Origin of the sequence: Flavobacterium frigidimaris (assembly GCF_002217275.1) — a bacterium.
Taxonomy (GTDB): Bacteria; Bacteroidota; Bacteroidia; order Flavobacteriales; family Flavobacteriaceae; genus Flavobacterium; species Flavobacterium aquidurense.
Genome location: NZ_MUGV01000010.1, coordinates 22,209 through 47,710, shown reverse-complemented (window position 1 = coordinate 47,710; position 25,502 = coordinate 22,209). Strand labels below are relative to the sequence as shown.

General features: G+C 36.6%; 21 protein-coding genes. 10 read left to right on the top strand and 11 right to left on the bottom strand.

Translation table 11 applies throughout. The features are described from left to right. Nucleotides 1–37 precede the first annotated feature (37 nt). The 3 genes from B0A65_RS05155 to B0A65_RS05145 form a co-directional block, all read right to left on the bottom strand. Nucleotides 38–784 (bottom strand): succinate dehydrogenase/fumarate reductase iron-sulfur subunit, encoded by a 747-nt coding sequence (locus B0A65_RS05155; protein WP_074657809.1) that lies wholly within the window; start codon nucleotides 782–784, stop codon nucleotides 38–40. Between the two features lie 96 nt (nucleotides 785–880). Further along, on the bottom strand, nucleotides 881–2,791 hold the full coding sequence (locus tag B0A65_RS05150; protein ID WP_074657811.1) for a fumarate reductase/succinate dehydrogenase flavoprotein subunit: 1,911 nt from the start codon (nucleotides 2,789–2,791) through the stop codon (nucleotides 881–883). 175 nt (nucleotides 2,792–2,966) lie between these two features. Next, nucleotides 2,967–3,341, bottom strand: a complete 375-nt coding sequence (locus tag B0A65_RS05145) for a winged helix-turn-helix transcriptional regulator (RefSeq protein ID WP_083370373.1) — start codon at nucleotides 3,339–3,341, stop codon at nucleotides 2,967–2,969. A 108-nt stretch (nucleotides 3,342–3,449) separates the two neighbouring features. Here B0A65_RS05145 and B0A65_RS05140 point away from each other — a divergent pair, with 108 nt between their 5' ends. Beyond that, a complete protein-coding gene (locus B0A65_RS05140; RefSeq protein ID WP_074657813.1) occupies nucleotides 3,450–4,061 on the top strand; it encodes an FMN-dependent NADH-azoreductase in 612 nt (203 codons plus the stop codon). Nucleotides 4,062–4,116: 55 nt separating this feature from the next. On the opposite strand, the gene B0A65_RS05135 is transcribed toward B0A65_RS05140, so the two are convergent. Beyond that, nucleotides 4,117–5,397, bottom strand: coding sequence for an acetyl-CoA C-acetyltransferase (locus B0A65_RS05135; RefSeq protein WP_074657815.1), 1,281 nt, complete (start codon nucleotides 5,395–5,397; stop codon nucleotides 4,117–4,119). A 180-nt stretch (nucleotides 5,398–5,577) separates the two neighbouring features. Between B0A65_RS05135 and B0A65_RS05125 the strand changes: the two genes are divergently transcribed. After that, nucleotides 5,578–8,025, top strand: coding sequence for a TonB-dependent receptor (locus B0A65_RS05125; RefSeq protein WP_074657819.1), 2,448 nt, complete (start codon nucleotides 5,578–5,580; stop codon nucleotides 8,023–8,025). Nucleotides 8,026–8,159: 134 nt separating this feature from the next. On the opposite strand, the gene B0A65_RS05120 is transcribed toward B0A65_RS05125, so the two are convergent. The 3 genes from B0A65_RS05120 to B0A65_RS05110 all read right to left on the bottom strand — a co-directional run bounded on the left by B0A65_RS05120 (nucleotide 8,160) and on the right by B0A65_RS05110 (nucleotide 10,649). Then, entirely contained in the window at nucleotides 8,160–9,182 is a 1,023-nt protein-coding gene (locus B0A65_RS05120) for an LLM class flavin-dependent oxidoreductase (RefSeq protein ID WP_074657821.1), read from the bottom strand. Nucleotides 9,183–9,418: 236 nt separating this feature from the next. Beyond that, the gene (locus tag B0A65_RS05115) at nucleotides 9,419–9,826 is read right to left on the bottom strand and encodes a DUF1634 domain-containing protein (protein WP_083370374.1); all 408 of its coding nucleotides are present in this window, start codon (nucleotides 9,824–9,826) and stop codon (nucleotides 9,419–9,421) included. Further along, the gene (locus B0A65_RS05110; RefSeq protein ID WP_074657823.1) at nucleotides 9,813–10,649 is read right to left on the bottom strand and encodes a sulfite exporter TauE/SafE family protein; all 837 of its coding nucleotides are present in this window, start codon (nucleotides 10,647–10,649) and stop codon (nucleotides 9,813–9,815) included. Before B0A65_RS05110 ends, B0A65_RS05115 begins: the two co-directional genes overlap by 14 nt. Nucleotides 10,650–10,862: 213 nt before the next feature. On the opposite strand from B0A65_RS05110, the gene B0A65_RS05105 reads away from it, so the two are divergent. After that, complete coding sequence (locus B0A65_RS05105) at nucleotides 10,863–11,345, top strand: TlpA disulfide reductase family protein (protein WP_242670236.1); 483 nt, start codon at nucleotides 10,863–10,865, stop codon at nucleotides 11,343–11,345. 11 nt (nucleotides 11,346–11,356) lie between these two features. Next, the gene (locus tag B0A65_RS05100) at nucleotides 11,357–11,968 is read left to right on the top strand and encodes a thioredoxin family protein (protein WP_074657825.1); all 612 of its coding nucleotides are present in this window, start codon (nucleotides 11,357–11,359) and stop codon (nucleotides 11,966–11,968) included. A 91-nt stretch (nucleotides 11,969–12,059) separates the two neighbouring features. Here B0A65_RS05100 and B0A65_RS05095 read toward each other — a convergent pair whose 3' ends face one another. From B0A65_RS05095 to B0A65_RS05085, 3 genes are all read right to left on the bottom strand, one after another. Continuing rightward, on the bottom strand, nucleotides 12,060–12,353 hold the full coding sequence (locus B0A65_RS05095) for a DUF3861 domain-containing protein (protein ID WP_074657827.1): 294 nt from the start codon (nucleotides 12,351–12,353) through the stop codon (nucleotides 12,060–12,062). 255 nt (nucleotides 12,354–12,608) lie between these two features. Next, entirely contained in the window at nucleotides 12,609–13,340 is a 732-nt protein-coding gene (locus B0A65_RS05090) for a LytR/AlgR family response regulator transcription factor (protein ID WP_074657829.1), read from the bottom strand. Continuing rightward, the gene (locus B0A65_RS05085) at nucleotides 13,340–14,383 is read right to left on the bottom strand and encodes a sensor histidine kinase (RefSeq protein WP_074658328.1); all 1,044 of its coding nucleotides are present in this window, start codon (nucleotides 14,381–14,383) and stop codon (nucleotides 13,340–13,342) included. The genes B0A65_RS05090 and B0A65_RS05085 overlap by 1 nt, the downstream gene beginning before the upstream one ends. Nucleotides 14,384–14,650: 267 nt before the next feature. Here B0A65_RS05085 and B0A65_RS05080 point away from each other — a divergent pair, with 267 nt between their 5' ends. The 6 genes from B0A65_RS05080 (at nucleotide 14,651) to B0A65_RS05055 (ending at nucleotide 22,930) form a co-directional block, all read left to right on the top strand. Next, entirely contained in the window at nucleotides 14,651–15,817 is a 1,167-nt protein-coding gene (locus B0A65_RS05080; protein WP_074657831.1) for an efflux RND transporter periplasmic adaptor subunit, read from the top strand. 6 nt (nucleotides 15,818–15,823) lie between these two features. Next, entirely contained in the window at nucleotides 15,824–18,991 is a 3,168-nt protein-coding gene (locus B0A65_RS05075; RefSeq protein WP_074657833.1) for an efflux RND transporter permease subunit, read from the top strand. A gap of 19 nt (nucleotides 18,992–19,010) precedes the next feature. Beyond that, complete coding sequence (locus B0A65_RS05070) at nucleotides 19,011–20,417, top strand: efflux transporter outer membrane subunit (RefSeq protein WP_074657835.1); 1,407 nt, start codon at nucleotides 19,011–19,013, stop codon at nucleotides 20,415–20,417. A gap of 331 nt (nucleotides 20,418–20,748) precedes the next feature. Further along, nucleotides 20,749–21,222 carry a hypothetical protein gene (locus B0A65_RS05065; protein ID WP_083370375.1) on the top strand — a complete coding sequence of 158 codons (474 nt, stop codon included), beginning with the start codon at nucleotides 20,749–20,751 and terminating at the stop codon, nucleotides 21,220–21,222. Between the two features lie 138 nt (nucleotides 21,223–21,360). Beyond that, complete coding sequence (locus B0A65_RS05060; protein ID WP_074657839.1) at nucleotides 21,361–21,942, top strand: Crp/Fnr family transcriptional regulator; 582 nt, start codon at nucleotides 21,361–21,363, stop codon at nucleotides 21,940–21,942. A 100-nt stretch (nucleotides 21,943–22,042) separates the two neighbouring features. Next, a complete protein-coding gene (locus B0A65_RS05055; protein WP_074657841.1) occupies nucleotides 22,043–22,930 on the top strand; it encodes an SDR family oxidoreductase in 888 nt (295 codons plus the stop codon). A 72-nt stretch (nucleotides 22,931–23,002) separates the two neighbouring features. On the opposite strand, the gene B0A65_RS05050 is transcribed toward B0A65_RS05055, so the two are convergent. Next, entirely contained in the window at nucleotides 23,003–25,351 is a 2,349-nt protein-coding gene (locus B0A65_RS05050; protein WP_074657843.1) for a mechanosensitive ion channel family protein, read from the bottom strand. Nucleotides 25,352–25,502: the final 151 nt, after the last annotated feature.

Genomic DNA, 25,502 nt, shown 5'->3' with positions numbered 1-25,502 from the left:
GTAAAATCTTAAAGTTCAAGCTATTCTTTTAAGTCTTTTATTTCCTTAAAAGAATAGCTTTACTATATTCGTAATTCATTTTTGCAATGGAAAGTATAGAAATACTCTGCGGACATTCGATTTCACAGGCCCTGGTATCGGAACAATTACCAAAACCCTCGGCATCCATTTGCTGAACCATGGTTAAAACCCTTTTTGAAGCTTCAATTTTTCCCTGTGGAAGCAAAGCTAAATGAGTGATTTTGGCACCTGTAAACAAAGCTGCACTGGCATTTTTACACGTCGCTACACAAGCGCCACAGCCAATGCAGGCGGCGGCATCAAAAGAGGCTTCAGCGGTTTCATAGGATATTGGGATACTGTTGGCTTCCGGCGCCTGACCGGTTGCAGCGCCTATAAATCCGCCAGCAGTGATAATTTTATCAAAAGCACTTCTATCAATTTTCAAATCTCTTAAAACAGGAAAAGCTTTCGCACGAAAGGGTTCAATATAGATGGTGTCTCCGTCTTTAAAACTTCTCATATGAAGCTGGCAGGTTGTTGTATTTTTTAAAGGTCCGTGTGCTCGTCCATCAATCATAACACCGCATTGGCCGCAAATTCCTTCCCTGCAGTCATGATCAAATTCGATGACACGCTCTTTTTTATGAATCAATGATTCGTTCAAAAGATCCAGCATTTCGAGGAAAGACATATGCTCTGAAACGTTGTCTATTTCATAATCTGTCATTTCTCCTTTGGAAGAAGTATCAAATTGACGCCATATTTTAAGGTATAATTTCATAGCTAATTATTAATTGTTAATTATGAATTTGCTTTTAACTTGTAAAATTGAGTTTTATGGATTGTTAATTAATAATTTACAATTAACAATTCACAATTATTTATAGCTTCGTACTGCAAGTTCAACGGATTCAAATACAAGAGGTTCTTTATGAAGTTCTGGTAGCTGTTCTTTTCCTTTCCATTCCCAAGCCGAAACATAACAGAAATCGGTATCATTTCGAACGGCTTCACCATCAGCCGTTTGATATTCTTCCCTAAAATGTGCCCCGCAGGATTCCTCGCGCTGTAAAGCGTCATGACACATTAATTCGGCTAACTCTATATAATCGGCGATTCTTCCGGCTTTTTCTAATTCGCTGTTGAGTTTGTCATCGCCAGTAATTAATAAGTCTTTTTCAAAAGAAGCTTTTAGGGTTTTAATTTCTTCAAGTGCTTTTTCCAGTTTTTGTTTACTTCTTGAGAGTCCGCATTTTTCATATAATAAACGTCCAATTTTTTTATGAAAATAATCGGTTGAAAGTGTTCCTTTACTGCTCAAAAACCGATTTAATTGCGATTGTACTGTTTTTTCAGCTTCATCAAAAGCGGGATGGGACGTATCAATTTTCGGAGTATTTAGTTCTCCTGATAAATAATTTGGAATGGTGTACGGTGCGATAAAATAGCCGTCAACACAAGCCTGAAGAAGTGAATTTGCCCCGAGGCGATTAGCACCGTGATCCGCAAAATTAGCTTCTCCCAAGGCAAATAATCCGGGAATAGTAGTCATCAATTCATAATCAACCCAAAGTCCGCCCATCGTAAAATGTGCCGATGGTGAAATTAGCATGGGCTCTTTGTATGCGTTAATTCCGGTAATCTTTTCATACATCGCAAAAAGATTACTGTATTTGGCTTCAATTTTATCTTTTCCCTGCGCTCTGATTGCATCCGAAAAATCAAGATAAATGGCATTTTTCATTGGTCCGACACCATGTCCGGCATCGATTTGCTCTTTTGCAGCTCTGGATGAAATATCTCTTGGAGCCAAATTTCCAAAAGAAGGATATTTGCGTTCGAGATAATAATCGCGTTCTTCTTCCGGAATTGTATTCGGATTGCGATCGTCACCTGCTGTTTTGGGAACCCAGATTCGGCCGTCATTTCGCAAAGATTCTGACATTAAGGTCAGTTTCGACTGGTTTTCTCCGTGTTGAGGAAGTGAAGTAGGATGGAACTGAATCCAGCTGACACCCGCCATAAAAGCGCCTTTTTTATGTGCTCTCCAAATAGCCGAACTGTTGCAGCCCATTGCCAATGTTGAAAGATAATATACTTTTCCGTAACCTCCGGAAGCCAAGACAACGGCATCTGCCGCATGACGTTCAATCGCTCCGGTTTCCATATTTCTGGCAATTATTCCTTTGGCTTTTCCATCAATAACCACTAATTCAAGCATTTCGTGCCGGGTATTCAAATCTACTTTTCCCAATGAAACCTGACGCAATAAAGCCTGATAAGCACCGAGTAAAAGTTGTTGCCCCGTTTGTCCGCGGGCATAAAAAGTTCTGGATACCTGAACACCTCCAAAAGATCTGTTATTCAAATATCCGGCATATTCTCTGGCAAAAGGAACGCCTTGTGCTACGGCATGATCGATAAGTTGTGCGGAGCATTCTGCCAAACGGTAAACATTAGCTTCTCTCGATCTGAAATCGCCGCCTTTAATGGTGTCATAAAACATTCGGAAGGTACTGTCACCGTCATTTTTATAGTTTTTAGCCGCATTAACGCCGCCTTGCGCTGCTACAGAATGGGCTCTTCTGGCAGAATCCTGAAAACAAAATGATTTGATATTGTAACCTTGTTCAGCCAAAGATGCCGCACAGGAAGCTCCGGCAAGTCCGGTTCCGACCACTATAATATTTAGTTTTTTTCTGTTGGCCGGATTTACAAGTTTTGCTTTTGCCTTATAATGGCTCCATTTCTCAGCTAGTGGACCTTCGGGTATTTTTGAGTCAATCATTTTTATTGGATTTAAAATGAATTCATACAAAAGTTCTAAAAAACTATGTCAGTTTTAGGGTACACTAATTTAGTATAAAATATTGATTTACATGTAAATAAAAACCGATTCTTTATGAATCGGTTTTTGAATTTTTTATTAAAGAAGCGTGTTAACTAATTTTATTTTAAAAGAATTATTTTCCAATAATTTCTTTACGATGTAAAATGCCCCATTCATTCAATGCTCCAATTACATTGTATAAAGTATGGCTATGTGCTGTTCGTGCATATTCGACAGTAGGCGGAAAAGTATCGTAAACTGTTCTGGTAACGAGTTTGTTTATTTCCAGATCTTTGAGTTCTTTCGAAAGCATTTTGTCTGTAATTCCGTTTACATCTTTAGAAATCTCTTTAAATCGTTTAGGCCTGTTTGATAATGCGATTAAAATGGGTAGCTTCCATCTGCCGCTTAAAACTTCCAATGCATCTCTTACAGGTAGCAATGCTGCCAGACACTCTTCTGGTTCTCCGACGCATTTTTCTTTTGTCATTTCGCTCTTTGTTTTCATATTTATCATGTTACTATCCTCAAAGATAGCGCTATCCTTGAGGATAGTACTATAAAAGAGATAGCAAATGTAGATAAGTTTGTATTGTTAAACAAAACAAATGTAATCATGAGCAAAAGAATTCTGAATATAGTTACGAGCATCAAAGGAGATGCATCGTTTAGTAACAAATTATCCAATGCCATTCTGGAAAAGCTGGAGGCGGAACACAATGAAATTCAGGTACAAACACTTGATCTTTCTAAAACGCCTTTGCCTTATTTGAGTGAATTGGATATTAGCGCTTTTTATACTCCTGTTGAACTTCAGACGGAAGCACAAAAGGAAACGCTTAAATACTCTGATAATGCTGTAGAAGAGCTTTTTGATGCTGATATTATTGTAATTGGTGTACCACTTTATAATTTTGGAATTCCGGCAGTATTAAAAGGCTGGATTGATCAGGTGGCAAGGGCAGGAAAGACTTTTAGTTATGATGAGAACGGACCAAAAGGACTATTAACAGATAAAAAAGTGTTTTTATCTATTGCTTCCGGAGCGATATTTTCTGAAGGGCCTTATAAAAGCTATGACTTTTCAGAATCGTATTTGCGTACGGTATTAGGCTTTTTAGGAATAACGGATGTTACGACTTTCCGTGTAGAAGGAACCGCAATTCCTGATTTTGCTGAGAACGCTTTGCCGAAGGCTTTGGCAAGTGTTGAAGAATTTGCTTTTTAAATTTAGAATGAATCCTAACAGGTTTTTAAAACCTGTTAGGATTGACTATCAGTTATTATTTCTCAATAATCATTGTAATTCCTTGTCCTCCAGCGGCGCAAATAGAGATAAATCCTCTTCCGGAACCTTTTTCATTTAATAATTTAGCCATAACACCAATTATTCTTCCGCCAGTTGCAGCGAATGGATGTGCGGCTGCCAGACTGCTTCCTTTCACATTCAGTTTTTCTCTGTCGATAGCGCCAAGTGGTTTCTTTAAACCTATTTGCGCACTCAATTCCGGACTTTCCCAAATTTTTAATGTTGCTAAGACCTGTGCAGCAAATGCTTCGTGAATTTCGTAATAATCGAAATCCTGTAAAGTCAATCCCGCTTTTTCCAACATTCTGCTTGCAGCAAATAAAGGCGCTAATAATAGGTTTTGTTGGTTTTTCACATATTCAATCGCGGCAACTTCAGCAAAAGTAATGTAAGCCAATATTGGGAGTCCTCTTTCTTTTGCCCATTCTTCGCTGGCTAAAAGTATGCACGAAGCACCATCTGTAAGCGGAGTTGAATTTCCGGCTGTTAATGTTCCGTTTGCTTTATCAAAAGCAGGTTTTAAAGACGCTAATTTTTCAATTGAGCTGTCTTTCCTCAAATTATTGTCTTTATCCAATCCGTTGAAAGGTGTAATCATATCATCAAAAAAGCCTTCTTCATAAGCTTTTGCCATATTCAAATGACTTTTAAGTGCCAAATTATCCTGATCTTCCCGGGCTATTTTATAAAATTTGGCAGTAATCTCAGTGTGCCCACCCATCGAAAGTCCGGTTTGTGATTCCTCATTTCTGGGAACCAATGGCGTTAAATCTGCCGGTCGAAGTTTCAAAAACGTTTTTATTTTTTCTCCCAATGATTTTGCTTGTCGGACGTTCAATAAAATTTTCCGAAGTTTTTCACTTACCGCAATTGGCATATCACTGATGGAATCAACACCGCCGGCAATTCCAGATTCAATTTGGCCCAAAGCAATTTTATTGGCGATGTAAATAGCGCTTTCGATTCCGGTATCACAAGCCTGTTGTAAATCGCAGGCAGGAGTTGCAGGATCAAGAGCCGTTTTCATCACACATTCGCGAATCAGATTACTGTCGTAAACATGTTTGATTACCGCACCTCCGACAACTTCGCCTAACAGTTGTCCTTTTAAATTGTATTTATCGATAAGCCCGTTTAAGGCTGCGGTCATCATTTCCTGATTACCAACATTGGCATAAGCAGTATTGGCTCGCGCAAACGGAATTCGGTTATAACCCACAATGGCGACTTTTCTGATTGTATTGCTGTTATTCATCTTTAGAACTAGATTTGTTTTTGAAGATTAAAGATAAGCAGAATATCGGTTTTAAGTTTTGTTTGGTAAATAAATTCTGAAAATATAAATCACTGTTTTTATTTAGAATGATTAAAAATAATTTGGAAAACAAGTTTTTAGAACTTACTTTTGCGGCATAAAATTTTAACCCTACCCAAAATGAATATTCAAACCATAAAAAAAGTTTTCTTTTATGTATTGTTTTTGACCTCACTAAATATGGTGAGTCAGGAATTAGGAAAAGTAACTGGAAAGATTTCTTTGAGCGGAAATATACCAGCAGAAAACATTGCAGTTTCACTTAAAGGAACAAAGTATAGTACTCTTACCAATTCAACCGGACAATATGAAATTAAAAATGTAAAACCGGGCAATTATGTAATTAGCATTCATGCTATCGGAATTCAACCAGTTGAAGATAATATTGTTGTAAAATCAAAACAAACTACAACCAAAAGCTTCGCTCTTTCTGAAAGTCAGGAAGATCTTGACGAAGTTGTGATTACAAAAAACAAATATAAACAAGACAAACCTTCTTTGTCACTGCGTCTTCAAACACCGGTTTTAGAGATTCCACAAAACATACAAATTGTGAGTGGTCAGACTTTAAAAGACCAGCAAATTACAAGTATGAGTGATGGTGTAATTCGTAATGTGAGTGGTGCAGTACGCTTGGAGCACTGGGGAGATTTGTACACAAATATTACTATGCGTGGTTCTCAAATTCAGGCTTTTCGTAACGGATTTAATGTAGTTTCTTCTTTTTGGGGACCCTTAACGGAAGATATGAGTTTTGTAGATCATATCGAATTCGTAAAAGGACCAGCAGGATTCATGCTTTCAAGCGGAGATCCAAGCGGACTTTATAATGTGGTAACTAAAAAACCAACAGGAGTTACAAAAGGAGAAGTTTCTGTACTTGGTGGCAGCTATGATTTTTACAGAGTTAGTATTGATCTTGACGGTAAACTGGATAAAAAAGGAAAGTTATTATACCGATTTAACGGAGCAGCGCAAAACAAAGGTTCGCACCGTGATTATGAACATAATAACCGTTATGTAATTGCTCCGGTAATTTCATACCAGTTTGACGATAAAACAAAAATTACAGCTGAATATAATTTTCAGTATGCGAACATGACAGAGGTAGGTTCTTATTATGTATTCGGACCTGAATCAGGCGGTTACGGAACATTGCCAGTAGGATTTACAATGACGCAACCAGGTTTGCCAGATACTAACATACAAGATCATAGCGGTTATTTAATGTTCGAACATAAATTTGATGATAACTGGAAATTGACCGCACAAACTTCTTATTTTAAATACATTCAACAAGGATATAGTTCATGGCCAGGTGTTGTAGGACCGGGTCCTGTTGACAGAAATTTTGATGGTGTACCAGAAGGTAGTCTTGCAGCTGGAGAAATTATTCGTAACGTAGGTATTTGGGATGCGGAAAGTAATATGTATTTAGGGCAAATATTTGTAAACGGAAAATTTAATACAGGATCTGTTAGCCACAAAATATTAGGTGGAGTAGATTTAGGTAGTAAAGATTATGCGGCAGATTGGGGACAATCTCATGATCTGGATACAGTAGATCAGCCATTCAATGTAAACAGCCCAAATTATGGGCCACCATCTAACGGTTTTCCTGCCTTTGATCACACAACACCACTTTCTATAAGAGCTAAAAATGCAGGTGGTTTAATGAGTTCAGAATATGCTGCCGGATATGTTCAGGATGAACTTGGTTTTTTCCAAAATAAATTGAGATTAACGCTTGCTGCAAGATATACATGGATTAGCCAGGCAAGCTGGGGTGGCGCACCGATTGCAGATAATCATATTACCCCACGTGTTGGAATTAGTTATTCGGTAACAGAAAGTCTTGCTCTATACGGATTATATGATCAGGCTTTTACACCACAGTCAGGAATTATTAAAAGCGGCGAAAGCGTAAAACCATTAACAGGTAATAATGTTGAATTTGGTGTAAAAAAAGACTGGTTTGACGGTTCCTGGAGTACTACTTTAGCAGCTTATAGCATTTTAAAGAAAAATGAACTTACATCTGATCCTGCTAATACACCGGGTGAACAATATAGCGTGGTATTAGGAGAGAAAAGAGCGCAGGGAATTGAGTTTGATTTAAGAGGAAAAATATTCGACGGACTTAATTTAATCGCTAACTATGCTTTTACAGAGTCTATTGTAAATAAGGTTGATCCAGCAGTTTCTGCAGCGACAGGAATTATGGTTGGAGATATTGTGCCAGGTTATTCTAAACATGTAGCAAATGCATGGTTAAATTATACCGTTCAAAGCGGAAAAATTAAAGGGTTTGGAGTTTCTTTAGGAGGAACTTTCCTTGATGGCCGTCAAACAGATACCTGGAGCGTAGGTCTTCAAAAATTGCCTTCTTACTTTAAATTAGACGGAGGTTTATCTTATGAAACCGGAAAAGTAAAAGTTACTGCGAATGTATTTAATATCTTAGATAAATATCTTTACAGCGGTTCTTATTATTCTTATCTTAGTGCTTATTACTGGCAAACAGAAGCACCAAGAAACTTTAGAGTTGGTGTAACTTATAAATTCTAATTTTTAGAAGAATTAAATAAAAAAAGATCTTTTTTTATTTAATTAGTTCAAAGCGGCAGAGTGGCAAAGGTTCAAAGTTTAGTTTCTTAGTTGAAAAAAAATCTTTTCAATCTGTGCAATCTATAGCAAAAAAATTATCCTTTTTTAATTAAAGGAATCACTTTTGTCCCAATCAATTCTATAGCATTCATCAATTGTTTGTGTGTTAGTCCCGCATTGTCCATCTGGAAAGTAAATCGGTCAAAGCCTCCAAGGGATTCGCTGTGTCTTAATAATTTTTCTACTACACGTTCCGGACTTCCCACAATTAAAACACCTTCATCATCAATAAGTCCGTCAAATTTGGCTTTTGTAACGGGCGGCCAACCACGTTCTAAACCTAGTTTTGTCCATAGTTCAGCATAACCCGGATAATATTCATCTATGGCTTTCTCCGTTGTGCTTCCAACAAAACCTGGCGAATGTATTCCAACTTTCAATTCTTCGGGTTTAAAACCTGCAGCTTTTCCAGCCTCGCGGTATAAATCGATTAAAGGACGAAAACGATGTGTCTGACCTCCAATTATGGCCACCATTAAAGGTAAACCTAAAGTTCCAGCCCTGACAAAAGATTCAGGAGTTCCTCCAACACCCAACCAAACAGGTAATTTTTCCTGTAATGTCCTCGGATATATTGGAAGGTTATTTATAGCAGGACGAAATTTTCCTGACCAGGTTACAAATTCATTGTCCCGAATTTGTAGAAATAATTCTAATTTTTCTTTGAAAAGCGCATCATAATCATTCAGATTAAATCCGAAAAGGGGATAGGCTTCAATTGAAGATCCTCGACCCACAACGATTTCTGCCCGACCTTTAGAAATCAAATCCAAAGTAGCAAAACTTTGATACACCCTAACAGGATCGGCTGCACTTAAAACAGAAACAGCACTTGCCAGTCGTATATTTTTAGTTCTCGCAGCAGCAGCACTTAATATGACAACAGTAGCCGAATCTAAAAACTCTTTTTTATGGTGTTCCCCAATTCCAAAAACATCCAGACCAACCTGATCGGCCAATTCAATTCTTTGGAGTAATTGTTCCATTGCATCAACACTGCTTAAAGTGTTGTTGTCGCCGTACATTGCCGAAGCAAAACTGTCAATTCCTATTTCCATTTTTTTAGGCTTTAGGCTTTAAGCTGTAGGCTATAGGCTTTTTTAGAGAACCTACAGCTTAACGCTTATAGCAATTATTATTTTTTGCTTTATGCTTTAGGCAATATGCTTAAGCATTTTTAGTGTTAATTTTTTAGCTTCAGACAATATGTATTAAGCTTTTTTGGAAAGCCTAAAGCCTACAGCCTATAGCTGAAAAAAGCCTATAGCCTAAAGCTTATAGCCTACAGCCTATATTAATGAGAGAAGCCCAATGAAACACTGACTAAAATAATCAGGATCACAATTAGCGTAATCACAACATAAAGATAATCTTTCTCCAGAAGGAAAGAAAATAAAGAAAGTAAAACGCGAAAAACAGGCGTCAGAAAAAGTAAAATGATCCCGAAGAAGATCAGCGATTCACCTTTCCCCTGAATAACGCCCTGATAAATAGTAGAAATTACTTCAAATATGTTTCGGTCATTTTCATGAAATACCGAGTAATTTTCGATATCGCTGCTATGTCCCATCAAATAAACAATTCCACCAATAAAGGCTACTGATAATGATGTCCAGACGCCATAGCGCAATAAATTCCCGATAATGGTTTGAAAATCTTTTTCTCCAAATTTTTCGTGCTGCATATTGTTAGATTTTTCCATTTAGTCCGTTATAAATCATATTTACTGCCAAAACAAAAATCAGACAGGCAAAAAATATTCTGAGTTTTTTAGGGTTTGTTTTTACTAATACTTTGGCTCCGGCCATAGCGCCAAACAAAACGCCAATCACAACAGGCATACAAATTCCGGGTTCGATATAACCTTTTTGAATATAAATTACTGAACTGGCCATTGCTGTAACACCCATCATGAAATTACTGGTGGTAGTTGAAACCTTAAATGGAATACGCATAATATTGTCCATCGCAATTACTTTAAAGGCTCCGGAGCCAATTCCGAGTAATCCTGACATCATTCCCGCAATACCCATCATGCTGAAACCGCCAATTACATTTTTGGTTCCGTAGCTAATTACTTCTCCGTCATGAGAAGGATAAGTTCCTTGCAGACGTAGTTTTTTAGCCAGAGGACTGGACTCTAGTACAATATGTTCTTCTTTTTTTCGAAGGGAATTAACAGCGGAGAAAATCAAAGTCATTCCGAATAAAACAGCAATAAAAGAAGTAGGAGCGATTGTAGAAAGCAAGGCACCACAAACAGCACCAATTGTAGTGGCAATTTCGAGAAAAATTCCCAGACGCATATTGGTAATTCCTTCCTTTACATAAGCAGCAGCAGAACCAGATGAAGTGGCGATGACAGAAACCAAAGCGGCACCAATCGCATAATGAATATCAACTCCTAAAACGACAGTTAAAAGCGGAATGATAATAATACCACCTCCTAATCCTGATAATGAACCAATAAAACCTGCTAAAAAAGCGCCAAGAATCATAATCAGGGTAAACGTAAGTACTGTCATTCGAATCAATTTTTGTTTTCGCTAATTTACGAATTGAAATTTGGTGAGAGAATTTTTATGTACTTAAAAAGTCCTTAAAAAAGCGAAAACGATTTATTTTCTCTAAATTTCAAATAAATTAAAATTTCTTCATTAAACTTTTATTAACAACTGCGAAAAAACTTATCGTTTATATTTGTAAGGCTCAATTCGCAAACAAATTTTTTTAATGGTATGATGAAAATTCAAAAAAATGCAGTCTTCGCCTTTTTATTCCTGGCTTTTTCATTTTCGGCTTATAGCCAAAATGTAAAGCTGCTAAATATTGACCAGCTTAATGAAAGAATAAAAAATGGAAGAGACAGCACTTATGTAGTCAACTTTTGGGCAACCTGGTGTGCACCATGTATTAAGGAATTACCTCATTTTGAAAAACTTCAGGCTGAATATAAATCAGAGAAAGTAAAAGTTTTACTTGTAAGTGTTGACTTTAAATCAAAATTAACTTCGGCTGTTGTACCCTTTGTCAAAAGAAAAAATCTGAAGAATGAAGTGTTTTTGCTGAATGAAAGTAGTCCACAGGAATATATTGATCGCATTGACCCTTCGTGGTCGGGCAGTATTCCGGCAACATTATTTATCAAAGGAGATAAACGAAAATTTGTCGAAAGCGAATTTACCTATGAACAATTATTAACTGAATATAAAAAACTGTAAACTATTTAACCATGAAAAAAATAATTCTTTTAGTTATGCTGGCATTTTCTGCCTTTCTAGCACAGGCGCAAAATGCAACCCTTAAAGCTGGCGATACTGCACCGGATTTTAAATTAAAAAATGTTGATGGCAAAGACATTTCATTTGCCAGTTTTCCAAAAGCGAAAGGTTATATTGTAATTTTTACCTGCAATACCTGTCCATACGCAGTGGGTTATGAGCAAAGAATAATTGATCTGGATAATAAATTCAGACCACAAGGTTATCCGGTAATCGCTATCAATCCAAATGATCCGGAAGCTTCTAAAGCAGATACTTATGAGAAAATGCAGGAATTGGCAAAAAGCAAAAAATATCCTTTCCCCTATTTATTTGATGCAGGACAAAAAATAACCGATCAATACGGAGCGAAACACACACCGCATCTTTTTATAGTTTCAAAAACGGCTAAAGGAAATGTAGTAGAATATGTAGGTGCAATTGATAATGATCCGGAAGGAAACAATGCGCAAAAAACTAAATATGCTGAAGATGTAATTGCATCGTTAAAAAGCAATCAAAAACCAGCTATTACTCAGACAAAAGAAATTGGCTGTACGGTTAAGAGAAAAGCGAAGGCTTAATTTTCTCTTTCAATTAGATACAAAAACGCTCCAGATATCTGGAGCGTTTTTTTGTTTTGTCTCAATTTTGTCAGAAATGATAAAATTGTGTTTACAAACTCTTCAACTTCTTCATAAAAACAGGAAACACCTCATTCAATTCATCAAATAAAGGATTTTTGCGATGCTTCAATTTCATCTCTCCAAATAATTTCAGTCCCAATGCAAATTGTATAGCTTCAGATTCATTGTCAAATAAGTTTTTGGCTTTTATTCTTTCGATGATATCAAATATTTCATCGTGATTACCAAATTCTATTCCGAGTTCTTTTGCAGGTTTTGTTTCTCCGTTTGCGTATTCTTTTAGGCTTAATGTTAAGTAATATTTGTTTGATCTTTTTTCCATGAGATTTTAAATTTATTATGTAATTAAAATAGGTGGGGCATGTATATTTTTATAGATATTTTATTTAATATTTGAAGCAGCTCCATCGGAGCATAATGTTTATAGCTAATAAATGTATTCCGATTCCAAAGCTCCAGCGGAGCAATATGTATTGCGTTATATTTCGCCTCGCTGAGGCTCTACACTCAAACCGTATAAAATTCTATAAATATGGCGTCCCGCTGGGACTATGGATGCGTAAATGTTTAGATATTCCTATTTAATCCATTTATCTACAATGACCTTGAATGTCTCTTTATATTGTTCGCCGACGGTAATTTCTGTTTTATTGATGAAGATTGAATTCTTACTGATCGCGCTTATTTTTTCAAGCGAAACAATAAACGAACGGTTCATTCGCATGAATTTTGAAGAGGGTAATTTTTCTTCCAAAGCTTTCAATGAAATCAAGGACATCAAGGCTTTATCTGAATTTTCAAGATGCACTTTTACATAATCTTTTAAACTTTCGATATATAAAATCTCTTTCAAATTCACTTTGACCCATTGATATTCTACTTTCAAAAAGATAAAATCATCTTCGGCACTGGCTTGCGGATTTTCATTTGAAGTTTCTTCGGCCAATTGTAGTACTTTATTGGCTGCACGTAAAAATTCTTCGTAGCTGAAAGGTTTTAAAAGATAATCAACCGCATTCACTCTGTAGCCTTCAATAGCATAATGATTGTAAGCTGTTGTAAAAACAATTTTAGGCAATGATCCCGGCTGTTCCTGTAAAAGTCGGGCCAACTCCATTCCGGTTAAATTGGGCATATTGATATCCAGGAAAACCAAATCAGGTTGTTTTTCCTTAATTATTCCCATGGCTTCAACGGCATTATCACAGCTGGAAATTAATTCCAAAAAAGGAGTTTGCTCGATAAAGGTTTCTACGAGTTTTAATGCGAGAGGTTCATCATCAACTGCTATGCATTTTAATGTTGTCATTATTGTAAAGTTATTTGCAGTTTTACGTTATACTTGCCATTTTCACCAATTCCGGCTTTTAGGGAATGTTTGTTTGGATAAATTAAATGAAGTCTGCGCTTAGTGTTTGTGAGTCCAATTCCGCCTTCAGCTGTTGTAGAGGATTTTTCGAAATAGGTATTTTCTACTTCAAAAGTAAGATCACTTCCATTCTGCGAAAGCGAAATATGTATTTCACTTTTATCAGTAGCATGAACACCGTGTTTAAAAGCATTTTCTACCAACGGCAGTAATAACATTGGAACAATTGGATAATCGAGTATTTTTTCAGGAATATCTGTTGTAATGGTCAATTTACTGTTAGCACGAAGTTTCATCAGGGCAATAAAATCCTTCATAAAATCAGCTTCTTTTAATAATGTGGTTCTTTCTTCTGTGCTGTACAGCAGATAACGCATCATTCGGCTTAAAGTGTGAAGTGCATTTCTAGAATCTTCAATGTCTGTATAGGTAAGCGAATAAATACTATTAAGCGAATTGAAAAAAAAGTGCGGATTGATCTGCGCTTTCAACATTGCTAATTCGGCCATGGTTTTATCCTGTTCCAATTTTTGTTTGTGTTGTGCGGCTTTTTGCCAGTGCTGCAACATGGCAAAACTGGTACTGATTCCTAAAACCAATAACGTTAAACTGAAAACATAATTGTCAAAATAGTCATTTCTGTATTTTTTAAAGCCGAGAAGAGCTGCCAGTTTATTATGAAGATCCGTATTGTAATTGTATAAATAAGAGACAAGCTGCATGGCAAAAACGATCCAGAGTGCCCAAAGTAAAAACGGTGTTACTTTGTCTTTTATAATTGTTTTTGGAACGATGATCAAGGCATTGTAATAGAAAACTACGATTAACAGAAATAAGACAAGAGATTGCCAAAACCAAAAAATGCCCGGAAGATTAATATTCCAGGTAAGCGGTATGTAAAACAGCTGAATGTATCCTAATAATATCCAGGTCAAGATATGTATTACCGGGAACATATAAGGTTTGAAAAAATTAAATGTCATTTTACTTTCTGATTTTAAGGACAATATTAGTTTTTATTGCAATATAACAGAAAACGAATCGCTCAAAATGGAATCACAATCCATAAAAACCATATTACAGCCGACGAGCCTTTATCAAAAATACGGTTTTTTGACGAAACAACTTTTATCGATTCTCAATGCATGTTTATCGATTATATCTTGCTATACGTCTAGTGGAAAGATTTTGCATGAATTGTTTTAGTTCTTTTGTACCTTAGTAAATAGATAATCTCATATTTCATCAAAATGAATAAGCAATCTTTTTTAAGCATTCTTGCTGCTTCAGTTATCATCGTTTCTTGCGGGAAAAAAAATGATCAATCAGCTCAGGCTGGCGGTGCGCCACAAATTAAGGAATATAAAACGTTGACTTTAGAGCCTAAAACAGCGACTTTATATACTGATTTTCCAGCAACGATTCAAGGACAACAAAATATAGAAATACGCCCCAGAGTTGAAGGTTATATCGACAAAATTTTTGTAGATGAAGGTGCAGTCGTAAAAACAGGACAACCTTTGTTTAAAATTAGTGCTCCGGAATATGAGCAGGAAGTTAGAACGGCATCGGCAAGTATTAAAAGCGCTCAGGCTTCTGTAAGTGCGGCTAGATTGGCTGTGAATAAAGTAAAACCTTTGGTCGAAAAAGGAATCATTAGCAAATATGATCTGGAATCGGCACAATATACTTATGAATCGGCTATGGCTACTTTGGCACAGGCAAATGCCGCTTTGGTAAATGCTAAAACTAATTTAGGATATACTACTGTAACAAGTCCGGTTAATGGCGTTGTTGGTTCAATTCCGTTCCGTTTAGGAAGTTTGGTGAGTTCAAATACAGCCGATCCACTTACGACAGTTTCAAGCATTGGTAATGTTTACGCCTATTTTGCTTTAAATGAAAAAAAACTTTTGGACTTCACTCAAAGTACAGCATCTCCAGGAACTACACTGGCGCAAAAAATAAAAAACATGCCTGAGGTTTCCTTGCTTCTTTCAGATGGTACAACCTATCCGGAAAAAGGAAGAGTTGAAACGGTAAACGGGTTGATCAACACAGAAACGGGTTCGGTTACATTTAGAGCACGTTTCAGTAATCCAAAAAGCATCATCAGAAGCGGAAGCAGTACTACGGTTAGAATTCCTAATGAAGTGGTAGAAAAAATACTTATTCCACAAAGTGCCACATTCGAACTTCAGGATAAGATTTTTGCGGTTACAGTTGGAAAAGATGGAAAAACTAAAAACGTAAATATCACAGTTTTAGAAAATACAGCAGGTAATTATTATGTGGTTACAAGTGGTTTAAAAACAGGAGATCAAATTGTATTAGAAGGAGTTGCTTCTTTGAAAGACGGAAGCGAAATTAAGCCTCAAAATCAGAATCCAGAAACGGTATACGCCGACTTAAAATAGAAAAAAATGTTTAAAATATTCATACAAAGACCAGTACTTTCTACAGTAATATCGGTCATCATCGTAATTCTGGGTGTTTTAGGTCTTGTTGAGCTGCCTATTTCTCAATATCCTGATATTGCTCCGCCAACTGTAAACGTTTCAGCAAGTTATACTGGTGCCAATGCCGATGTAGTACTAAAAAGTATCGTAATTCCGTTAGAAGAGCAAATTAATGGTGTAGAGAACATGACCTACATGACCTCTTCTGCCACAAACGACGGAAATGCGTCCATCAAAATTTTCTTCAAAGTAGGAACAAATCCTGATTTAGCAGCGGTAAACGTTCAAAACAGGGTTTCGAGAGCTACAAGTTTATTACCGGTGGAGGTAACGCAGGCAGGTGTAACGGTAACGAAGAGTCAGAGTAGTAACTTGTTGATTTTCTCTTTATATAGTGATGATAAAGCATACGACCAGACTTTTCTTCAAAATTACGCGAAGATCAATCTTGTACCTCAAATTCAACGTGTTGTTGGAGTAGGAGATGTAACGGTTTTTGGTGCCAAAGATTATTCTATGAGAATCTGGTTAAGACCGGATATTATGCAACAATACAAACTGATTCCGAGTGATATTTCGGCTGCTTTGGCAGAACAAAATATCGAAGCGGCACCAGGTAAATTTGGTGAGAACGGCGATCAGGCTTTTCAGTATGTAATTAAATACAAAGGACGTTTAACGAGTCAGAAGGAATTTGGAGAAATCATCGTAAAATCTGTCGGGAACGGCCAAATGCTTCGATTAAAAGATGTCGCCAAAGTAGAATTAGGATCGTTAAGTTATTCTTCAACGATTAAAACAAACGGTGTAGAATCTGCGGCAATGGCAATTAGCCAGACTCCGGGATCAAATGCGCGTGACGTAATCAACAATTCTAAAAAACTGATTGAAGAAGCGGCAAAAAACTTCCCAAAAGGAGTAAAGTTTACGATCCTTGTAGATGTCAATGAAAATTTGGATGCTTCTATCGAAAAGGTAATTCACACTTTGATTGAAGCTTTTATATTGGTTTTTATTGTTGTATTTATCTTTCTTCAGGATTTCAGATCAACATTAATTCCGGCGATTGCGGTTCCGGTTGCGATTGTAGGAACGTTTTTCTTCCTGAGTTTATTCGGATTTACGATTAACCTACTAACATTATTCGCGATGGTTTTGGCGATTGGTATTGTCGTCGATGATGCGATCGTTGTCGTCGAGGCCGTCCACGCCAAACTGGATCATGGATATAAATCGTCTAAAAAAGCAACGATTGATGCAATGGATGAAATTTCCGGAGCGATCATTTCGATTACGCTTGTAATGGCCGCGGTATTTATTCCGGTAACCTTTATTAACGGATCTACAGGGGTTTTCTACAAACAATTTGGTATCACGTTAGCGGTTGCGATTATTCTTTCGGCAATTAACGCCTTGACTTTGAGTCCGGCTTTGTGTGCTTTGCTTTTAAAACCACATGCTGACGATCATAAACATAAAAGTTTTATTCAAAGATTTTACACGTCGTTTAACGTTGCATTTGATAATGTAACGAACAGATACAAACGTTCGGTTAGCTTCCTTTCGGTTAAAAAATGGATTGTATTGGCTGCCATTTTGATTGCCAGTGCAGGTTTATTTTATATGATGAAAACTACGCCATCTGCTTTCGTTCCTTCGGAAGATCAGGGGACGGTTTTTGCTAACATTAGTTTACCGCCATCAGCTTCTATGGAACGTTCTGATGTAATAGCTAAACGAGTTGACAGCATTGCCAAAACAATTCCGGGTGTTAAAAACACGCTTCGTATTGTGGGGCAAAACTTTACAGCCGGAGCGGGAAGTGCCTACAGTATGGTAATCGTAAAATTGGTACCATGGGATCAACGTGACCTAAGTGTTGACGATGTAATTGGCCAGCTTTTTGCCAAAACAAGTGGTATTCGTGAAGCTAATATCTTCTTCATTTCGCCTCCAACCATTCAGGGATTTGGACAAAGTGGTGGATTCGAATTTCAATTGCAGGACAAAGGAGGTCACTCGACAGCAGAGTTCTATAAAGTGAATACAGACTTCTTAGAAAAGTTATCGAAACGTCCGGAAATACAATATGCAACAACGCCATTTAATCCTGGTTTTCCACAATATATGATGGAAATTAATTTGGCTAAAGCCAAAGATGCCGGAGTTCCCGTAAACTCGATTTTGTCGACGATGCAGGGGTATTATGGTGGTTTGTACGCTTCGAATTTCAATAAATTTGGGAAACAATACCGTGTTATGATACAGGCTTCTCCGGAATTCCGTACTAATACACAAGGGCTGAATAAAATATTTGTCCGTAATAGTGCAGGAACAATGGCACCTATTACAGAGTTTATAAAAATGACCAGGGTTTTTGGTCCTGAATCAATTTCAAGATTTAACTTGTTTACCTCTATTTCGATTACGGGAGCCCCAAATCCAGGCTTTAGTTCGGGAGATGCGATTAAGGCAATTCAGGAAGTGGCTGCTGAAAATTTACCGGCAGGTTATGGTTACGAATTCTCAGGATTAACACGTGAGGAATTAGCTTCAGGAAGTGAAACTATTTTCATTTTTATATTGTGTTTGGTATTTGTTTACTTCTTATTAAGTGCACAATACGAGAGTTATATTTTGCCATTTGCAGTGTTATTTTCGATTCCGTTTGGATTGGCAGGAGCTTATTTGTTCTCGATTATTTTCAAATTGAACAGTAATATTTATTTACAGATTTCTCTAATCATGTTGATTGGATTGCTGGCGAAGAATGGTATTTTGATTGTTGAGTTTGCATTAGACAGAAGGCGAAAAGGAATGCCAATTGTGCAATCGGCAATTGAAGGAGCTGTAGCGCGTTTACGACCAATTTTGATGACTTCTTTTGCTTTTATTCTTGGACTTGTTCCGTTGATGTTTGCATCTGGGGCCGGAGCTGTCGGAAATAAATCGATCGGAACCGGAGCAGTTGGTGGTATGTTGATCGGAACTATTTTGGGAGTATTTGTGATTCCGATATTATTTATCGTTTTCCAGACTTTACAGGAAAAAGTGAGCGGTCCTGCCAAAGATGGTTACGATGACGAAGATGACGATGAAGAAGTACAATTGATCGAAGCTCATAAAGAGTAAATAATTTAATTCAGAAGAAATGACTCATAGTTCAAATAAATATATTGTACTGGTATTGACAGCCGCACTTTTGAGTGCGTGCTCGATTACCAAAAAGTACGAACGCCCGGAAACTATTTCGACAGACAAGCTGTATCGCGATCAGGCTTCCGCCGATTCAACTACGATTGCGAACATGCCTTGGCAAAGCGTTTTTAAAGATGAAAAACTGAAAGCGCTAATTCAAAAAGGATTGGATCAGAATCTAAATCTGAAAAATGCGATTGAAAATATTGTACAGGCTAATGCTTCTTTAGTTCAAAGTAAATTAGCCTATTATCCAAGTTTGAATCTGGATGCTAATGTAACCCGAACCAAACAATCAAAAGCAGGATTAAATTTTCCGGCAGGAATCAATATCAACACGCTAACAACAACTTATAAATTAGGTTTAAGTACGTCGTGGGAAGCGGATATCTGGGGAAAATTAAGCAGTTCTAAAAGAGCAGCTTTGGCGACTTATTTAGGTACAGATGCTGCCAAACAAGCGATTCAAACCCAACTGATAGCTGATATTGCTAATAATTATTTTTTATTATTAGCCTATGACAAACAATTGGTTATCACAGAGGAAACCTTAGAAAGCCGAATCAAAAATGTACAAACTATAAAAGATTTAAAAGAAGGCGCTATTGTTACGGGCGCGGCAGTTGTACAAAGTGAAGCCAACCAACATGCAGCTGAAGTCTTGATTCCGGATTTAAAACGTAATATTCGAGAGATAGAAAATGCAATTCATATTTTGTTAGGAGAAGCTCCCGGACCAATTGACAGAGGTGTTTTAGGTACTCAGGTTATACCTGCAGATCTTGCAATAGGGTTACCGTCTCAATTATTACAAAATCGTCCCGATGTTCGTCAGGCGGAGTTTAATTTAAGAACGGCTTTCGAAATGACGAATATGGCCAAAACTTATTTTTACCCAAGTTTAACATTAACAGCAAGTGGTGGATTCTCGAATCTGCAATTGACGGACTTTTTTACCAATTCGGTTTTTTATTCTCTAATTGGTGGATTGACGCAGCCGTTATTCAATCATGGACTTAATAAAATGAGATTGACAACAGCGCAATCACAACAAGTGCAGGCGTACAACAATTTTCAACAAAGTCTTCTGGTTGCAGGACAAGAAGTTTCGAATGCCTTATATGCTTATCAAATGGCAGCTGACAAAGAAGATTCAAGAGAAAAACAAATTGCAGCTTTAGAAAAAGCGGTTGATTATACACAACAGCTTTTGGAATACAGTTCGGCTACAAACTATACAGATGTATTGACATCGCAACAAAATCTTTTAGCAGCACAATTGAGTGGTGTGAACGATAATCTGCAAAAATTACAAGCGGTGGTTGATTTGTACCGCGCTTTAGGCGGAGGCTGGAAATAAGTTCTTTATGCCGAAAAGCATTATTGGTCGATAAAATTAGCAATTCGGTATAAAGAATAATTGAAAGTTGAAGTTTGTTATTATTTTTGAAAAATAATAAATACAAGTCAAAGAAAAAGATCTGAAGTTCCACACAATGATCGCTATTATTAAAAACATGACTAATGAAAAACGCCTCCATTTATGAGGCGTTTTTTTTACCTCTATGTCGGTTAAAAAGTGCTCTCTGTCGATTGGTTTGGTGGTTCTGTATATTGGATGCGATAAAGAGCAATTAGTGGCACTGCTTTCGATTAGTATTAAATGAAATTAATATTTAAAAATAAAGACAATGAAAAAATTAGTATTCGCCTTAGTGCTTTTTATGAGTGTATTTTTTGCTCATGCACAAGTTTCAATTAATGTAAATATTGGAACTCCTCCAAGCTGGGGACCGGAAGGAAATGATGACAGCAGATATTATTATTTACCGGATATTGATACTTATTATGATATTACTCAAAGACAGTATATTTATGATAACAACGGTAAATGGATTCGTGATAAAAGACTTCCTTCACAGTACAGAAATTATGATTTGTATGGAGGTTATAAAGTAGTTTTGAATGATTATAATGGAAATACTCCCTATACATATCACAAGAAACACAGAGAAAATTATCCAAAAGGATATCATGGAAAACCTCAAAAAAACAGAGGCAACAAACCAGAGAAAAACAAATCTGATCACAAACACGGAAATGAAAATCAGAAAAATTCAAAAGGAAATTCTGGTAAAGATCATAAGCATGATGATCATCATTAATTAAAAATAGAATAAATCAAAAACGCCTCAAGTATCTGAGGCGTTTTTTTGTAAAACAATCACCTTAAATGCTATATCTTTAAAAGACTTACATTTGTTATTCAAATAAGCTGCATTACCATTTCAAAATCAAAAACAATGTTTGATGTCTTTTTTTCTCATGTTCTCAAAAAAGTTTCCCTTACAGAGGAAGAAAAAAGCGTTCTAAAAAGCTTTTTTGTGGCTAAAAATCTTCAAAAGAAAGAATTTTTACTTCAGGAAGGCGAAGTTTGCAAGTACCTCTCCTTTGTTTCAAAAGGCTTGCTGCGTTCGTATCACATCGATGAAAAAGGCGATGAGCACATGAATTTGTTTGCTTGGGAGGGCTGGTGGACCTCTGATATCTATAGTTTTAGTTTTAATGAAACTGCCCAGTTTAATATTGACGCTTTGGAAGATTCTGAACTGTTGCTGATTACCAGAGAAAATTTAGATGAAATGACTTTGCAAATCCCTAAGATGGATCGTTATTTTCGTATCCTTTTCCAAAATAGCCTTGCAACAAAGGAACGAAGACTGGTAAGTTCGAATTCGTATACTGCCAAAGAAAAATACATTCAATTGGCTGAAAGCAATCCGCAGATGATACAGCGCGTTCCTCAAAATTTAATTGCCTCTTATCTGGGTTTGGCACCGGAAACACTGAGTCGTATTAAAAAGAATATTGCTTTAGGGAAATAATCAATTCCTCTAAATTTAAATGTATTACTTGATCCAGATCAACGGGCAGTAATTTTGGGCAGCTTAATTTTGTGTTTTTAAATTTTAAATACAAAAAGCAATGTCACAAGTACTTCCAAAAATATTAATTACCGGCGCGACTGGTCAGGTCGGCAGTAAAACAATTGATTTTCTTTTATCTAATGCTGAAATTGAAATTATTGCAGCAGTACGAACGCCAGAAAAAGCAAAACCTTTTACTGCATTAGGCATTAAAACAGTTTTACTTGATTTTGATGATGAAAACACACATCTGGCAGCACTAGAAGGTATTGACCGACTTTTGATAGTGACCGGTTATACGGTTGATATGCTGCGCCAAAGCAAGGTCTTATTGGATAATGCCAGAAAAGCAGGAGTAAAGCATGTTGTACATTTGGGGGCATGCGGTCCTGATGATACCACTATTGGACACTGGGCCTGGCATCAGTTAGTAGAACGTTATATTGAATGGTCTGGTTTTACGTTTACACATTTGCGTCCTGAGACTTTTATGCAAAATTTGCTCAGTTATGGTGGTAAAAAAGCAATTACAAACGGCGTAATAAACGCATATGTTGAAGGAGCCCGTTTGAGTTGGGTTGATGTTGCCGATGTAGCTCAGGTGGCGGCGATCGCGCTGCAATATCCGGAAGCACATGCAGGTAAAACATACAGGTTAGGATATGATGCTTGTTCGTTTGATGAATTGGCCTTAAAAATGAGTTCCATTATTGGAAAGCCTTTTCGTTATGAAGCACTTTCGCCAGATGTTTTTCTTCAAAATATGATCGAAGCTGGGGCAGAAATGGCGTATATGGGTTGTGTGTATGACCACTGGAAAAGGTATGCTGCAGGAACAATTCCGGGAGCCGATGAAACGTTTGATAATTTTAAAAGCATTACGGGAAAAGAACCAACAAAATGGAATGCCTTTATAGAAAAACATAAAGCAGAGTTGAATTATTAGATTCATTCACCAATAAAAAAGCCTTCAAATATTATTTTTGAAGGCTTTTTTTATGATTTGTAGTGTCAGTTTCTAACTCGAAAAATTCAATCCCTTAGCTTTAAAACTGCTAAATAAAACCTGACGTGCACTACTAATACTTTCTTCAGTACGGTAAATACTGCACCAGAATTTCACCAGAACTTTATATTTTCCTTCTGAAATAGCATTGTAGAAAATTTGTGGTGTTTTGGTTGTGTTTACCAAAGACAAACTTTCCAATGCCTCCATGATCGTTGCATTGATGTCGTCTGGGGTTGTATCACCAGTAATGTCTATAGAAACTTCAACTAATTTAAAATTGTCGGTATACGTCCAGTTGGTGATGTTTTGGGATAATAAATTTCCATTCGGAATAATGATTTCGGCACCGTTTGGCGCATTGATTTTGGTAGTACGCAATCCCATTGATTTTACACGCCCAGATTCAGAACTAATTTCGATCACATCCCCAATCTGAATCGGCTTGTCAAAAATTAAAATAATACCGGAAACGAAATTATTAACCACATTCTGAAGTCCAAGTCCAACACCGACACCTAAAGCTCCTAAAAGAATACTCAATTTATCTAAAGGCATTCCGGATGCGGCAACAGCCAAAAGATAACCGCCAATTAAAACAATTAACCTTGTGATAAGTAATTTAGAATGTTGTCTTTTGTTGACATTTTCTTCGTTTTCATCGTCAATTTCACCAAAGAAATAAGCAACATATTTTTGCAATAAATGAGCAATCCAGATAATGATAAAGAACAAGACAATATTTCCTAAAGTAAAAGTAATGCTTCCAATATTGTTAGGACGACTTAACAGCGCTCCTAAAGAAGTTCGAAGGGATTGCCAAACATTTAAATTCGAAGCAATTACAACTACCCACATATAACCAATTACTAAAACGAAAGGCTTTTTGAGTGTATTGGAGAGGCTTTCGTGATCAAAAATTTTTTCTATACCACGTTTGATTCTGGTGGTATATATCTGCAGAATAATTATTTCTAAGATTATTTTCAACAGTACACTTAGCGCAACTATCTGCGTAAGCGAAATAAAAGCAGTCAGGCTTAACATATTCGAAAGCGAAACTCTTCCGAAGAGGTTATAAAGTATAGATAAACTATTAAAAGCGATGAAAATTATACTGGCCCATTTAAAAAATCCCTGAATGTACAGTTGCTCTTTAAGGGTTTTAATTTGTACCAAGCCATAGCGTATTCCTAAAACATTTATTGCAATGAAAGCGCAACGTTGAAAGAATCCAACTTCAATAAAAAGATCCAGAAAACAAAGCGTAAAGAATAATCCCAGGAGAAACAACCAGTTTTTCATGGCTACTTTTGACCATTTATTCTTAAAAAGAATAGTCAAAATTCCGAGTAAAAGCAGTTGAAGCAATTCCAGGAACAAGGCTGGAGCAAACAAATTACTTACGACAGCAATATTAAGTCCGATTACAGCAACGGGAATAAGAAAACCTCGGTTTAAATATTTAAAATTAAAAAGAGAGAGGTTTTCTGAATGTCCATTCGTTTTGAGATATTTTAAATTGCGTGAAACATACCAGGCCAGAAGTCCCATAAAAAGTAGCAAAGTAATTAGTCCGCCCGTACGATAACTGAAATAATATGCTGCAACTTTTTCCTCAATCACTATTTTGGCGCTAATGTTTTGCGCCACGGTTTTTTTAGGAACAGAGTCGTTAATGCTCCATAAAAATGGATATTCTTTATGCAGCATGCTAATTCCCGACTTTTCAAGCTTGCCTTCAACAACCAATAAGGCATTCGAAACGGCTATTTTTCGTTGTACAGTAATTCTTTTTTTCTTGTTTAGAATTCCCTGATTTTTTGTCATCAGGCTATCTGTGCTTAGGTATTTTTTTCTAAGGTTGGCAAATTCTTTTTTAAACTGTTGACGACGGATCGTATCTTTTAAAAGCGTCATCAGATTTTTGTCTTTACGCAGTTCGATAAATCGACCTTTAATCTTTTCCAGCTTTTCATTTCGCAAATTGATAGCTGCATTCTGTTCGTCCAATTGTTGCTGAATTTCTTCCAGAACGGTTTGATACATTTGCTGGTTACGCACATTTGGATTGGCACCTTTTAAACTTGCTAAAATCAGGTCCAGTTTGCTTTGCGTTCTTTTAATTTCTCCAAACAAATGATGAGATGCGCTGTCAAAATCAGCATCATTATAAGCTGATTCCATCATTTCATTAGCCTTTTCAATAGCCATTAGGTATTCGCTATCGGTGGTGGCCTCTTCAAATAATTTGGAACGATTTTCCTTCTTTGGAGTAGCCGTTTGAGAATAGGAAAGTGGTGCGAAAAATAGCGCAAAAAGTAAGGCTAGTAAACAAAGAGAATTTCTTTTTTGAAACATAGTTGCAATGAATTTAGGGTTTCCAAATTTAATTTTTTTTAAGACACTTTAGCAGAAAATATTGAAATATTCTGACGTAAAAGAATTCAAAGGATTTTCAATTCTGAGCCTTATTATATCCTGTTTTTTTATAATAAAATATTATATTAGT